Source organism: Nonomuraea sp. B12E4, assembly GCF_039871825.1.
GTDB lineage: Bacteria > Actinomycetota > Actinomycetes > Streptosporangiales > Streptosporangiaceae > Nonomuraea.
Window position 1 is genome coordinate 1 of sequence record NZ_JBDPME010000035.1, and the last position, 12,676, is coordinate 12,676.

Consider the following 12,676-nt stretch of genomic DNA (forward strand, 5'->3'; position numbering starts at 1 on the left):
ATCACGTCGTTGAGCTGGGCCTTTACTGGTCGGAGCAGCGCCGCAGGAAGCAATCCCGAGCGCGCAGGCACCACTTCATCCAGCGCCTGCGCCTCCAGGTCCTACAGATCTAGCGGAGTAGTACTAGTGCTCTCCTCTGGCGGTGATGCCGAGGCTGTCGCAGGCTTCCCGGTAGAGCCGCACCACGGCCCCGCGCACCTGGGCCCGCTCGGTCAGCCGCTCGCCCCAGGGCACCCGCACCCGCTCCCCGTCGTCCACCGTGAACTCGATCGCCTCGGCATCGACGTCGCTCGTCACCGCCGAGGTGGCCGCCGGCCGCCCGCCGAGCGCGCGCACGATGATCAGCGAGTCCTCGGCGTGGTCGTCGTTCATGTGCCGCTTGATCGCCGCGACGACGTCAGGGGTGAAGGGGCCGCTCATTCACGCCACCTTCTTCAGCTCCGCCGACATGTGGTCTGTGAGCGGGTGGCCGACGGCCGCCATCTCGTAGGCCCACATGAGGTTGCCGTTGACCAGGCCGTACAGGCGGTGGCCCGCGGTGTATTCCTTGGCCGAGGCGGTGCGGGCGACCACGTCCGTACGGAGCTCGATCTTGTGGAAGACCACCTCGCCGATGTAGATCTCGACGATCCCGGTCGGGTGCGACAGCACCACCTCGACCTGCCGGTCCGGCTGCGGCCGCCAGTATCCCGACTCGGTGGCCAGCGGCCTGACCCGGTTGCCCGCCTCGTCGAGCAGCCAGGTGCGGCTCACGTAGGTCAGGAACGGCTTGCCGTTGTGCCCGAACTCGATCTCCTGCCCGAAGTTGAAGCTCTCGATCGTCGGATAGCCGCCCACGCCGGCGCCTTCCCAGCGGCCGAGCAGGAACGCGATCGGCTCCAGGTCGGGGTGCACTTCAGGTTCTTCCATGGTTCCCAAGGGTAGTGGCGGTGGGCGCGTACGGCCGCGTCCCCGCGCGTGCGCGAGGCCTGCCCACCGCGGACGGCGGCGGTAGCGGTATTGTCGGCCTGGACCTACGGGGCTTTCGCCCGGTGATGGGCGGCTCGCTGAAGCACACGAGTATGCGGCGGACGGTGACGGGCATGGCACGATCATTGGTGATCAAGGTGACCGCGGGAGCGGACTCCCCCGAGCGATGCAACCAGGCGTTCACGGTCGCGGCCGCGGCGCTGGCGAGCGGCGTGCCCGTCTCCTTGTGGCTGACCGGCGAGTCGTCGTGGTTCGCGTTGCCCGGCCGGGCCAAGGAGTTCGCCCTGCCGCACGCCGCGCCGCTGCCCGACCTGCTCGACGCCGTGCTGGCGGCGGGCCGGGTGACGCTCTGCACCCAGTGCGCGGCGCGCAGGAACATCACCGTTGACGACCTCATCGAGGGGGTCCGCATCGCGGGCGCGCCCGCGTTCGTCGAGGAGATCACGGGCGAGGGAGTCCAGGCCCTGGTCTACTGACGCGGGCCCGGAGCTCCCGCGAGCGGACTGCGGAAGCGGCCGGTCAGGAGGGCCGGACCGCGGCCAGGCGCTCCTGGCGGAGGGCCTCGTAGGCGGAGTCGTCGAGCGGGGCCAGCGGGCCGGCCCGCCACGACAGCAGCAGGTCCGCCAGCGCGGGGTTGCGGGCCAGGGCCGGACCGTGCAGGTAGGTGCCCACCACATGCCCGGCGTAGCAGCCCTCGAAGCCGTCACCGTTGCCCGTGCCCACCAGCGTCCTCGACAGGGGCTTGACGCCGGGGCCGAGCCGGGTGACGCCCATGTGGTTCTCGAAGCCGGTCAGGGTGGGCAGGTTGAGCGCGGCGTCCACCTCCGCCACCAGCTCGCCCACGGCGCGGGCGGGGCCGCGGGTGCTGGCGATGTCCAGCAGGCCGATGCCGTCGACCGGCTGGCCCTCCTCGCCGCCGAACGTGGTGCCCATGATCTGGTATCCGGCGCACACCGCCAGCATCGCGGCACCCCTGGCGATGGCGCGGTGCAGGCCGCCGTCCTTGCGCAGGCGCGCGGCGGCCAGGATCTGCGGGCGGTCCTCGCCGCCGCCGATGAGATAGATGTCGCCGGTCTCCGGCACGGGGTCCGCCGAGCGTACGTGGATCGTCTCCGTCTCGATGCCCCGGTGGCGGGCCCGCTGCTCCAGGACGAGCACGTTGCCCTGGTCTCCGTAGGTGCTCAGCAGGTCGGGGTAGATCCAGACGATGCTGAGGGCGCTGTCAGACGGCACGACCGAACTCCGATCGGATCTGCTGGAAGGCGGTGTAGTTGGCGATCACGTCCACCCGGCCGGGCGGCTGCGTCGCCAGTGCCTCCCTGAACGTACGGCACAGTGTGAAAGGCACCTCGGCCACCTCAAGCCGCAGCGCGAGGTCGAGGCGGCGCTCACCGGTGACGAAGACCGGGCGGCCGCGCAGGATGCGGTAGTCGACGTCCCACAGCCACGAGGTGTCGCGGCCGTCGGGGCCCTGCGCGTTGACCGACAGGATGATCGGCAGTTGCGGATCGGCGACGTCGAACGCCTCCAGCCAGCCCGCCGGATTCTTGGCCAGCAGCAGCCGCGCGTGCCGGCCGTCACGCTCGACGGTGGTGTAGCGGCCCGCCACCGAGGTGACCTCGCGGAGCCGGGGCAGGGCCCGCTCCACCGGCAGCCCGAACGCCTCCGCGACCGCCAGCGCCATCACCGCGTTGGAGCGGTTGGCCTGGCCGGGAAGCTGGATGTCGAGCGGCCACCGCTGCCCGCGCGGGTCGATCGCCGAGTCGCCGTCGAGCGCCCACTGCGGCTCCGGCCGGTGGAACGTGCACTCCCGGCACGCCCAGTCGGCGTCCTTACGGTCGAGCGGCCCGCCACACTCCGGGCAGCACCAGGAGTCCTCCTTCCACCGCTGCCCCCCGGCCACCCAGGTGACCTTGGCGGCCGTCGAGGCGCCCCACGTCACGAGCGGATCGTCGCAGTTGGCGATGACATGGGTGGGCTTGCCGGACAGCGCCCTGCGCCACTTCTGCGCGAGCAGCCAGATCTCGGCGGCGCGGTCCATCTGGTCGCGGCTCAGATTCATCAGGCACACGACGCTCGCGCCGGTCGTGTTGAGCACCTCGGGCAGGTATTTCTCGTCCACTTCGAGCACGCCGTAGGGAGCGCCCTTGTGCTGGGACAGCGCGGAGACGTGCCCGGCGGGCATGTTGGCGCCGAACGCGTTGGTGGCCACCTCGCCCAGGTCGAGCAGTGCCGAGGTGATGAGCCTGGTGGTCGTCGTCTTGCCGTTGGTAGCGCTGACCAGAGCCAGCTTGCGGTCGCGGGCCAGTTGGCGCAGGAGGTCGGGCTCCAGGAGCAGGCCGACCCGCCCGCCGATGACGGAGCCGTCACCGCGCCCGGTCATCCTGGACAGCGTGGCGGCGCTGCGGCCCAGAGCGCTGGCGAGCTGCGCCCGCAAAGGAAGCTGGGTCATGCCCAAGGATCCTAGTCGGCCTTGGCCCTTGGTCTGGAGACGCACACGAAAACGCGGCTCGGCCGGTAGCCCGGGCAACCCGCCGTCGCCGGGTGAGCGGGACGGCCCGCCCACCCGGCGAGGGTTCAGGAGAGCGGTGGGGAGTCGGCGAAGGCTATTTCCGGGGCGCCGCCGTGGTCGAAGGGCAGGACGAAGCGGCGCGGCCAGGACAGCACCGCCTCCAGCCACCCGGCCCCCATCGTCTGCCCCACGTGCCGGACCCGGGCCGAGGACTCGATCCCGATCGCGACCGTCGTGATGTCGCGCTGCACCCCCTCGTTCTCGTCGTCCCCGAGGATCACTCGCCACGCCAGCGCCCGGTTGTGGTCGACCTCCATCGACAGCGGATGGTGCCGCAACGCCTTGGCCCGGTGGCCGAGCAGTTCGGCGTGTACGAGGTCGTGGGAGGCGACGCCGTTCGGCTGGCGGAAGAGGGCATATTCCATGGGCGGCGCCGGGCTGCGCAGGTCGGGGGCCGGCCGGCCGTAGGGGAAGAGCCGGTCCACCTCGTGCAGCCAGCGCACCTGCGGGATGACCCACGACGCCCCGGGCCGCTCGCCGCCGCCGGAGGTCCCAGACAGCAGCCGCGTGGCCGTCTCCGCCGCCTTCTCCGTGAGCAGCGCCGGGTCGAACCAGCTCCGCAGCGACCAGGCGCGCCGCTGCACAGAGCGCTCGACCAGCGTCGCCAGCAGGCACTCCCGGCGCCGCGCCGGCAGGTCGGACCAGGCGGCCGTCAGGGCGCGCGGCACCCCGGGCAGCGGCCGGTTGCTGACGAAGGAGAGCACGACCGTGTCGCACCAGATGCGCAGCCACGCCCAGTCCGGCGCGCCGGCCAGCACGTCGGCCTCGCGCAGCTCCACGAGGGTGCACGCCTGGCCCGTACGGCACTGCGCGCCGCACGCCGCCGACCGGCGCCCGCGGATGGGCGGCGGCGGGCCGGGGAGCGGCTTCTCCCTGGACTCCCCGAGCGGTACGCGGACCCGCAGCGGCCGGTCCATGCCGTCGGCGAAGACCGCGGCCGAGCCGGGCTGCAGGGACACGACGTGGCGGGACTGCTCGTCGCTGAGGTTCATGGCGGCGCCGACGAGGTTCCTGTCGTCCTCGGCGGGGAGCCGGTGCACGACCTTCAGCGCGGTGTTCTTGACCACGTCGGTGACGAGCTTGGTAGGGATCTGCTCGGCCACCACGATGCCCTCGCCGTACGCCCTGATCTCGGCGAGCAGGCCGGCCAGCAGCTCGACGGCGTGGGTGGAGGCCCGGCCGTGGCCGCGGTCGCGCAGCAGCCGGTGCGCCTCCTCGATGACGATGACGTGGCGCAGGTCGGTGGACTTCTCCTTCCTGGCCCGCATGCGCAGGTGCTCCACGATCCTGATGATCAGCGTTCCCATGAGGAACGCCTTGTCCTCGTCGTTGGCCACGTCCTCGATCGCCAGCACCACGTTCCGCTCCAGCAGGCCGCCTATGTCGGCGGGGTGGCCGCCCTCGAAGAAGCGGCCGGCCGAGCCGACGCGCAGCGAGCGCAGCCGGAGCGAGATGAAGCCCTCGACGTCGGCCTGCACCTCGCGGCCATAGCCGATCTCCTTGATGACGTCCATGGCGTGGTGCTGGAGCTGTTCGAGGGTGGGCACGCTGGGCGGCACGTTGGCGCCGGGGACGGCGCCGCCGGTGACGACGTCCCAGCCGGTGGCCTCGTAGACGCGCTGCAGGGCCAGCGACATGATCTGCGGGAACGGCTCCTCGGCGTCGAACGCCGCCATGAACAGGGCTCGCACCATGTCGATGTGGGCCTGCACGGGATAGCCGGGCTCGGGTTCGAGCGGGTTGATGCTGAACGGCACGCCGTCGGGGGCCGAGGGGTTGATGACCGTGAGCGGATCGTCGATGCGGCCGGCCATGGCGGCGTACTCGGACTTGGCGGGCTCGATGGCCAGCCACGGGATGCCGGCCCGGTTGAGCTGCTCCAGCAGGTGCCGGACGGTCTGCGACTTGCCGGAGCCGGTGGCCCCGGTGATGAACGCGTGCCTGTTGAGCGTGGCCAGCGGCACCCGGAAGGAGCCGACGCCGCGATCCTGCCCGTCGAGGATCTCGCCCAGCTCCAGCTCGCCGCCCTCGGCCTCGGAGGTCACGTCGAAGAAGCCGGAGTCGAGCACGCGTACGCCGGGGACCTCGCGCCGGGGCAGCCCGGCCAGCGCGGCCAGGGCGCCGGCCGTGGCGGCGAACGGGGCCGCGGCACCGTCGGCCGGGTCCTGCATGGTGATCGCCAGCGCCTCCGACAGTGCGTAGACGGCGCCGTGCGCGCTGCGCAGCCGGTAGGGGTGGTGGCTCATCTCGACCGACCCGACCAGGACGGGCGCGATCTGCCGCAACTCCTCGGCCGTGGCGCCGCCGGCCAGCACCCGGACGTTCCAGAGCCCGGCCTCGCGGAACGCGTCGAGCTCCTGCATGCGGCGCTCGGCCCGCTCGGCGTCGAAGCGGGAGCGCTCGGAGGCGTCGCCGTACTGCCGCAGCACGTTGAGCTGCGTACGCAGGTGCGCCACCTCGGCGTCGAGCAGGTCGGTCGGCTCGGCCACCACCAGCCAGGCGAACGGCCGGGACATGAGCGTGACCAGCGTCGACTCGAACAGCGTCGGCCGCCGCAGCTCGTCCGGCTCGCGCCCCCTGCTGCCCAGCGGCGGCGCCTGGCGGCCGGGGCACGGCGTCCAGACCAGGTCGGCCAGGTCGGCGAGATACTCCTCGTCGAGCGGGACCCCGCGCGCCCCTCCGGGGAACAGCAGCGGCTGCGGGCCGCTCGGCTGGTCGGGCGCGTCGGTGGACCTGCGTGGCTGGCGCGGCGGCGACAACGGCCCCGCGTTGGTGATGAGCTCGAGCGGCGCCCCGGAACCTCGCGACAGCCACCCGATGACGAACGGCCGGTCACGCTGGGCCGCCGACAGCACCGCGGGCAGCACGGTGACGAAATCCCACTCCGCCGACGAGCTACGCGAAGGTGCCGCGATCGACTGGATTCGATACCAGGGCCCACTCAGCGAGACACTCGGCTGCATTTCATTCCCCCACAGACGGTTCTTTAGTAAAGTCCGCCAACCGTCCGCCCTTCACCTCGGCCTTGACCAGGTCATTGCCTGCCCTTGCGCCAGTCCAGGCGTGGCGGTGGTGGCCCGAGGTTCGGCGGCGGCTCTCCGTCGCCCTCGTCCCGCTGCTCGGGATCGATCGCGAGCATCGCCTCGCGCAGCTCCTCCAGCTCGCCGAGGGTGGTCTTGGGGAAGGTCAGGATGGCCGGGTTGGCGTCGGCGAGGCGGACGCGCCTGCCCTGGGCCGTGGCGTCCGTGACGATCACCGACGTGGTGGGGAGTTGCTGGAGCTCGTGCGGCTCGACCAGGAACTCCCGCGAGCGCTGCAGCACCCGCTCCTTCTCCGCGATCTTCTCGGCGGTCCTGCCCCACTCGGTGGACTCGGTGATGTCCCCGGCCAGGTCGACACGAGTCTCCTCGTGCTCCTGCCAGGCGTCCTCCACCTGCTTGATCGTGGAGGTGTAGCCGCCGTTCACCCCCGGCAGCGAGTCGCTGATCGTCTCGGTGAGCTGGGCCAGCTCCAGCCGGTGCTCGGTGCCGACGTGCTCGCTGGCGACCCGCGCGTCCTCGGCGTTGCCCAGCCGCATGAACGCCACCGCCGCGTGCCCGCGGCCGAGCCGCTCCCGCACCGTCGGCGTCAAAGACCGATAAGTCAACACAAGTCCGGTACGCGAGGTCTCACAGGCGTCCATCAGCCGGTCGAGCACGTCGCCCCGGAGCTTGTCCGCGCCCGCCACGATGATCGTGTGGTACCAGGGCCGGTCGGAGGCGGGGGACTGGCGCAGGATGTGGGTCAGGGCGGTGGCCACGTACGTACCGAGCACCCGGTTGCCGAACACCCCGGCCTGCCGGTCCATGCTCACCACCCGCAGCCGGGCCGGCGGCAGCCGCACGGCCTCCGTGCCCAGCGTCTCCAGCTTGCGTAGCTGCGACTCCAGCGCCCAGGCCCGCTCGATCACCACCCGGTCGCTCACCCCGCGCCCGAACAACGTGCCGATGCGCTCAAGCTGCGTCGCGGTGATCAGCCCGAACCGCAGGTCGTCGCGTGGGTCCCCGACCTGCGCCAGGGCCCGCAGCGCGGCGGTGACCTGGCTGATCGTGGCGTTCTCGCCGAGCACCTCCAGCACCCGCTCCAGGATCGCGTTGTCGAAGCTGAGGTCGCGCGTGGTGCGCTCCTCGCTCACGCTCACCACGTGCGCCAGCACGTCGGCGAACGCCTCGGGCCGGAGCGTGGCGCCGAGGTCGAGTTTGGGCAGGTCCACCGGCAGCACCCAGACCAGCGGGTCGTCGCCGCCCTTACGGGCCAGCTCGATCAGGTCCTTCGCGATCGCGCCCTCGGACAGGTCGAGCACGGTCAGGTGGCCGCCGCTGTAGAGGCGGGTCGCCCCGAGCAGCGTGATCAGTGCCGACCAGCCGGGCAACGTGCCGCCCGCCACGTCGATGCGGTCGATGTCGTCGGGCACGGCGACCGCGTACCAGGTGAGCTGCTTGTCGTGCCGCTCCTTGGAGCCCTGCCACTCGCGGTAGCGCTGGGCGTGCTCCTCCTGCGCGCGGAACAACTCCTTGTCACGTTCCCGGCGCTGGCGCTCGTCCCGGGCCTGCTGCTCCAGCACTCGGTACTTGACCGCCCGGTCGCCCTGGACCAGCGCGAAGCTGCAGATGGCCGCCACACCCCCGGCGGCCACCAGCCCGAGTAGCGCGAAGGACCAGCCGATGTATCCGGCGACGGCCGCGGCCAGGATGAGCACGCTCACCACCAGCATGAACAGCCGGAAGAGCCGGACCGGCCGGTTGAGCATGTCCTCCTGGAGCCGCTCGCGGCGCAGCAGCTCCGCCTCGGCGGGATCGGGCTCGGCGGCGGATGACGGCTCGCGGACGGGCGAGGGACGCTTGGGCGGCGGGCCGGGGTCGGGGTGCAACAGGATGTACTGCCAGCCCAGGTAGATGCGGTCCGCCTGGAGCTGCGCATGCTCGGGATGCACGTCCGCCACGTGACCCTCCGGCCGCGGTATTTCTTAATGGAGTACGCGATATGTCTTAAGGCAGTAAGGGCACGGCCCTTTCCACTCCGTGACAGCGTATGAGCTTCGCCCCCCGCAGCGGCAGGGTTTCTCGGCAATTCGACCAGCCCGATGGGAGCATTGGGGCAGATGGGATAAGCGAGACCTATTACCATCCTTACCCATGACGGAACCCTCCGGCGACAGCAGCGAAAAGCCCAGACGCCCGGTGGTGGTGCCCGTGATCACCATGACGGCTCTCACCGCCATCGGGGTCACCGCCCTGCTGGGCGGCCTCGGCGAGGCCCCTGACGAGCCTCCGGCGCTGGGCGCCGGGGCGGTGCTGGACCAGGGCCAGTACGCCACCAAGATCGTCGAGTCGCGCGTCACGGTGGTGCCCGCGGAGTCGGAGTTCCTGGAGGACAAGCGGTTCGTGGAACTGGTCTTCGACGTCACCAACAAGGGCGACGAGACCGCCGACGTGGGGGTGCCCAGCCCGAAGCTGAACCAGGCCTATGTGTCCAGCAGCTTCGCCGCCTCACTGCTCAAGATCACCCCGGTTTTCGACGAGGACGCGGGGCCGTTCGTCTTCGCCCAGGCCAAGGGGGGCGAGACCCGCCAGCTCCAGCCGGGGGTGCCCGCCCGGGTCATCGTCCGTTACCAGCTCAAGGAGAACGAGCCGCCGCCGGAGAAGATCTCATTCGAGGTGGCGGGCTTCGAGTTCGCCCCGGAATTCAACACCGACACCCCCCGCTGGCAGATGATCACCAGCCAGTCGTTCGACACGTTCCTGCCCAAGATCGAGGCGCGGGTGACGCTGACCGTCAAGAAGGGCGGCACCGCGTGACCGCCACCGAGCCTCGATCCGCGGTCGCGCCGCCGCGGCGCAACAGGCGAACCGCCCGGCGGCCCGGCGCCGGGGCCCGGATCCTCGGCGTCGTGATCGGCATGGTGCTGCTGGCCGGGGCCATGGGGATGCAGTCCCTGAAGATGTCGGAGGGGGAGCTCGGCGATCCGATCGCCTACTCCGGCGAGCAGGGCCAGAACGTGGACACGCGGCGGTTCACCCTGCGACTGGACTCCTTCGGCGCCGCCAAGTCGGTTGAGACGACCACCGAGACCATCTCGACCGACAACCTCTTCCTCATCGTGAACGCCTCGGCCAAGTCCAGCCGTAAGCCCTACCACCTGGGCCAGCCGGTGCTGGAGACCGCCGACGGCAAGCGGTTCCACGCCACGGACCGGATCGACAACTCGCTGACGCTGGGGAACGCATGGGTGCAGCCGGACATCTGGGTCAGCGGCCCGTTCTACTTCGAGGTCCCGGTGTCGGCGCTGCCGGGGGCCGAGGTGGTGTTCGGGTTGCCGCCGGTGGCGGGGCCGGTGGAGCCGTACCAGCCGGAGGTCGAGGTGGATCTGGGGCTGGACGAAGAAGGGGCGCGCAAGCTCGCCGCCTCGGCCAAGGACGTCTTCTCGGCCGTCAGGAAGTGAACGCAGGATGAGCATGAACGACGAGAACGACTGGTTCACCCCCAGGAAGGACCGGCGGCGCGACGACCAGGAGCCGCCGTCCAGCCCCGAGCCCCCCGCCCGCCGAACACCCCCGGCCCGCCCGGCGCCCCCGCCGCCCCAGGGCGCCCCTGTCCCGCCCCCCGGCCACGGCCCGCCGCCCGGCCCCGACCTGCCGCCCGCCGAGCCCCGGCGTCCCGGCCAGGCGCCCCCACCACAAAGGAGCGGGCGCCGCAGCCGCCGCACCCCGCCGCCGGGCCCCGGCACGCCCCAGCCGCAGGGCGACAACACGCCCCCGGCGCAGGGCACGCCCGGTGACAACACCACCCAGGCGCAGCGGACGCGGCCGGGCTACGACGTGACGCGGGCGCAGGGCGTACCACCCGCTCAGGGCACGCCGCCCGGCAGTGACATCACGCAGGCGATGGGCCTGCCGCCCCGTCCGAGCCCGCGGCCGCGTCCCAGGGCGCCGCAGGGGCGCGGTTCCAGGCCTACCCACCCCGACCAGCAGGTCTGGCCCCCCGCCGACCGCACCCCCATCGACCGCGACCCCACCGGCGGCGTCACCCAGCCCATGCCGATCGTGCGGAACCCCCTGCCCAGGCCGCACATGCCGACGCCGCAGGCGGCGACACAGCCCGCGGCGGAGGGGCAGCGGACGCCGGCGCCGGAGCAGGCACCCCCGCAGGAGCGGCAGCAGCCCGCGGCGGGAGGGCGGCGGCCGCGGAAGCGCCGTACGCTGCTCGTCGCCGCGGCGGCCGTCGTGGTGTCGCTGGCCACCATGGGCGCCCAGTCGTACGACGGCTACCTCTTCTACGAGAAGGTCACCACGCCCCGCGAGACCAGGATCGTCCCCGTCGCCGCCGGCCAGGCGGGGAAGGTCTACAACATCGAGTACCGGGCCTCCATCGCCCCCATGAAGCCCCCGGAGAACAGCAAGCACGGCTCGGAGGTGACCTGGCTGAAGGTGGACATCACGAAGAAGGTGCTGGATCCGGCCAACGCCACGATGGTCGCCGAGCCCAGCGAGAGCAAGCTGACGGACCGCGCGGGCCGCACCTGGACGGTGGAGCTCCAGCCGGACGGCGACAGGCCGACGGACCGGCTGCAGGTGGGCAAGGAGTACAAGATCACGGGGATGGCCATCGTGCCGACCCCGGTGGCGAACGAGGTCGAGCTCTCCTTCCGGCCGAGCACCTACCGCTCGGACACCCCCACGGACGACTTCTTCGACCGGGGGAAGCTGTCCAAGCTGGAGCAGGACACCGACGTCCTGTCCTTCAAGCGGCGCTGAGGGGGCCTCAGACGTCTTCCAGGGGCTCGCCGCTGAGGCGGGCCCGGGTGGCGGCGATGTCGTACGTGGCCGCCAGCAGGGCCATGCTGAGCGCCATCGAGATCATCCCCCGGATGAACGACACCGGCGGGCCCTGGAAGATCCAGACCCATTCCTCCCCCACGCCGATGAGCTTCACCAGCGCGCGCTCGGCGTATTCCGAGCCCACCGAGATGCTCACGTCGCACAGGCACATCATGCCGAACAGCGGCGCGCCGCTCCTGAAGACCATCCGCAGGGAGTTGGCCAGCGGCAGCCAGCGGTCCCGGAATCCCCCGGTGACCTGGTCGAACGACCTCTGCGTGAGGTCGTGGCTGGATTCGAGCCGGTCCACGCCGCGTTCCAGCCGGGTGCCCTTGACCAGGGTGCGGGTCTGGTCGGAGTAGGCACCGAAGACCAGCATCGCCACGGTGAGCCAGGTGAGCGGGGTGGCGACGGCGTCGATGAACAGCGGCCAGACGTCCCCGAACGCGCCGGCGACGGAGTCCCACAACGGCAGGCTCTTCTGCGCCTCGGTCCAGAAGTGCTCGGTGTTCGCGACGACGTTGCGCTGCTCCACCCATTCGGAACGCAGGTCGGCGACCGCCACGGTGGCGTTCAGCCCGTAGAAGACGAAGGCGAACTCGGAGAAGGCCGCGAGGAAGCCGTAGAACTTGCCCTTCCCCTTCGCCACGAGCTTCGCGAACAGCATCTTCAGCACGAACGTGACGACCATCGCGCCGAGCGACACCCGCCAGTCGAGGTCGGTGAGTCCACGGCCGACGTGCGACTCTTCGCCGAAAAACGCGGCCTCGGTCATGTCGTAGAAGTGATGGAACAGGTCAAGCTGGTAGATGTCCCGAGCGTCCTCCACCTGGAACCCCCACGCCAGGTAGAGCACCGCGAAGGCCGGGGCCACCCGGTCCAGCGTGCGGAAGAAGCTCTCCCCCACCACGCCCTCGCCGGCCCTGGCACGCATCTCCCACAGCGCGCCGCGCAGGCTGTGCAGCATGCCGGTGGTGACCGTCATCGCCGCCATGACGACGAACGTGAGCAGGGCCATGGTGCCCACCAGGCGTAGCTGGCGGAAGTCCCCGTAGGCGATCTCGGTGGCGCCGTACATCAGCACGAAGCGGACCAGCTCGCCGGCGGAGAACCAGAGAGCCAGGGGAAGGGCGCACTTGCCCGCGAGCCGCAGAGTGTGCAAGGGCAGCGAGTACGGCGACGGCATCCGCTGAGCCGGCGCAGGCCCAGATCCCGGGGGCGCCATCACTCCTGTCGAACCGGACACCTGGAGAATCGTAGCGTTATGTCCCATCTGACG

At 71.4% G+C, this 12,676-nt stretch carries 11 protein-coding genes; 4 read left to right on the forward strand and 7 right to left on the reverse strand.

What is annotated here, in order from left to right; translation table 11 throughout:
- Nucleotides 1-123: 123 nt before the first annotated feature.
- Together ABGB18_RS43135 and ABGB18_RS43140 are read right to left on the reverse strand one after the other, a co-directional pair.
- Nucleotides 124-420, reverse strand: coding sequence for a DUF2470 domain-containing protein (locus ABGB18_RS43135; protein ID WP_347701490.1), 297 nt, complete (start codon nt 418-420; stop codon nt 124-126).
- Nucleotides 421-909 (reverse strand): FABP family protein, encoded by a 489-nt coding sequence (locus ABGB18_RS43140; protein ID WP_347701491.1) that lies wholly within the window; start codon nt 907-909, stop codon nt 421-423.
- Between the two features lie 173 nt (nt 910-1,082).
- Here ABGB18_RS43140 and ABGB18_RS43145 point away from each other — a divergent pair, with 173 nt between their 5' ends.
- Nucleotides 1,083-1,445, forward strand: a complete 363-nt coding sequence (locus ABGB18_RS43145; RefSeq protein WP_347701492.1) for a DsrE family protein — start codon at nt 1,083-1,085, stop codon at nt 1,443-1,445.
- Nucleotides 1,446-1,488: 43 nt separating this feature from the next.
- Here ABGB18_RS43145 and ABGB18_RS43150 read toward each other — a convergent pair whose 3' ends face one another.
- The 4 genes from ABGB18_RS43150 to ABGB18_RS43165 all read right to left on the reverse strand — a co-directional run bounded on the left by ABGB18_RS43150 (nt 1,489) and on the right by ABGB18_RS43165 (nt 8,522).
- Nucleotides 1,489-2,202: a glutamine amidotransferase gene (locus tag ABGB18_RS43150; protein ID WP_347701493.1), complete on the reverse strand. Its 714-nt coding sequence runs from the start codon at nt 2,200-2,202 to the stop codon at nt 1,489-1,491.
- The gene (locus ABGB18_RS43155; protein ID WP_347701494.1) at nt 2,192-3,421 is read right to left on the reverse strand and encodes a MurT ligase domain-containing protein; all 1,230 of its coding nucleotides are present in this window, start codon (nt 3,419-3,421) and stop codon (nt 2,192-2,194) included. Before ABGB18_RS43155 ends, ABGB18_RS43150 begins: the two co-directional genes overlap by 11 nt.
- 125 nt (nt 3,422-3,546) lie before the next feature.
- Nucleotides 3,547-6,504 (reverse strand): ATP-binding protein, encoded by a 2,958-nt coding sequence (locus tag ABGB18_RS43160; protein WP_347701495.1) that lies wholly within the window; start codon nt 6,502-6,504, stop codon nt 3,547-3,549.
- Nucleotides 6,505-6,575: 71 nt separating this feature from the next.
- Nucleotides 6,576-8,522 carry a hypothetical protein gene (locus ABGB18_RS43165; protein WP_347701496.1) on the reverse strand — a complete coding sequence of 649 codons (1,947 nt, stop codon included), beginning with the start codon at nt 8,520-8,522 and terminating at the stop codon, nt 6,576-6,578.
- Nucleotides 8,523-8,715: 193 nt separating this feature from the next.
- Here ABGB18_RS43165 and ABGB18_RS43170 point away from each other — a divergent pair, with 193 nt between their 5' ends.
- From ABGB18_RS43170 to ABGB18_RS43180, 3 genes are read left to right on the forward strand one after another with little or no spacing between them, the layout of a single operon-like run.
- Nucleotides 8,716-9,378: a hypothetical protein gene (locus ABGB18_RS43170; RefSeq protein ID WP_347701497.1), complete on the forward strand. Its 663-nt coding sequence runs from the start codon at nt 8,716-8,718 to the stop codon at nt 9,376-9,378.
- Entirely contained in the window at nt 9,375-10,022 is a 648-nt protein-coding gene (locus ABGB18_RS43175) for a hypothetical protein (protein ID WP_347701498.1), read from the forward strand. The genes ABGB18_RS43170 and ABGB18_RS43175 overlap by 4 nt, the downstream gene beginning before the upstream one ends.
- 13 nt (nt 10,023-10,035) lie before the next feature.
- Nucleotides 10,036-11,334, forward strand: coding sequence for a hypothetical protein (locus tag ABGB18_RS43180; protein WP_347701499.1), 1,299 nt, complete (start codon nt 10,036-10,038; stop codon nt 11,332-11,334).
- Between the two features lie 7 nt (nt 11,335-11,341).
- Here the strand turns inward: ABGB18_RS43180 and ABGB18_RS43185 are convergent, their stop codons facing one another.
- Nucleotides 11,342-12,583, reverse strand: a complete 1,242-nt coding sequence (locus tag ABGB18_RS43185) for a hypothetical protein (RefSeq protein ID WP_347701500.1) — start codon at nt 12,581-12,583, stop codon at nt 11,342-11,344.
- Nucleotides 12,584-12,676 lie beyond the last annotated feature (93 nt).

Coding starts and splice junctions, on each gene's coding strand:
- ABGB18_RS43135 (WP_347701490.1), bottom strand. CDS start 420: ATGAGCGGCCCCTTCACCCCTGACGTCGTCGCGGCGATCAAGCGGCAC.
- ABGB18_RS43140 (WP_347701491.1), bottom strand. CDS start 909: ATGGAAGAACCTGAAGTGCACCCCGACCTGGAGCCGATCGCGTTCCTG.
- ABGB18_RS43145 (WP_347701492.1), top strand. CDS start 1,083: ATGGCACGATCATTGGTGATCAAGGTGACCGCGGGAGCGGACTCCCCC.
- ABGB18_RS43155 (WP_347701494.1), bottom strand. CDS start 3,421: ATGACCCAGCTTCCTTTGCGGGCGCAGCTCGCCAGCGCTCTGGGCCGC.
- ABGB18_RS43160 (WP_347701495.1), bottom strand. CDS start 6,504: ATGCAGCCGAGTGTCTCGCTGAGTGGGCCCTGGTATCGAATCCAGTCG.
- ABGB18_RS43170 (WP_347701497.1), top strand. CDS start 8,716: ATGACGGAACCCTCCGGCGACAGCAGCGAAAAGCCCAGACGCCCGGTG.
- ABGB18_RS43180 (WP_347701499.1), top strand. CDS start 10,036: ATGAACGACGAGAACGACTGGTTCACCCCCAGGAAGGACCGGCGGCGC.
- ABGB18_RS43185 (WP_347701500.1), bottom strand. CDS start 12,583: ATGCCGTCGCCGTACTCGCTGCCCTTGCACACTCTGCGGCTCGCGGGC.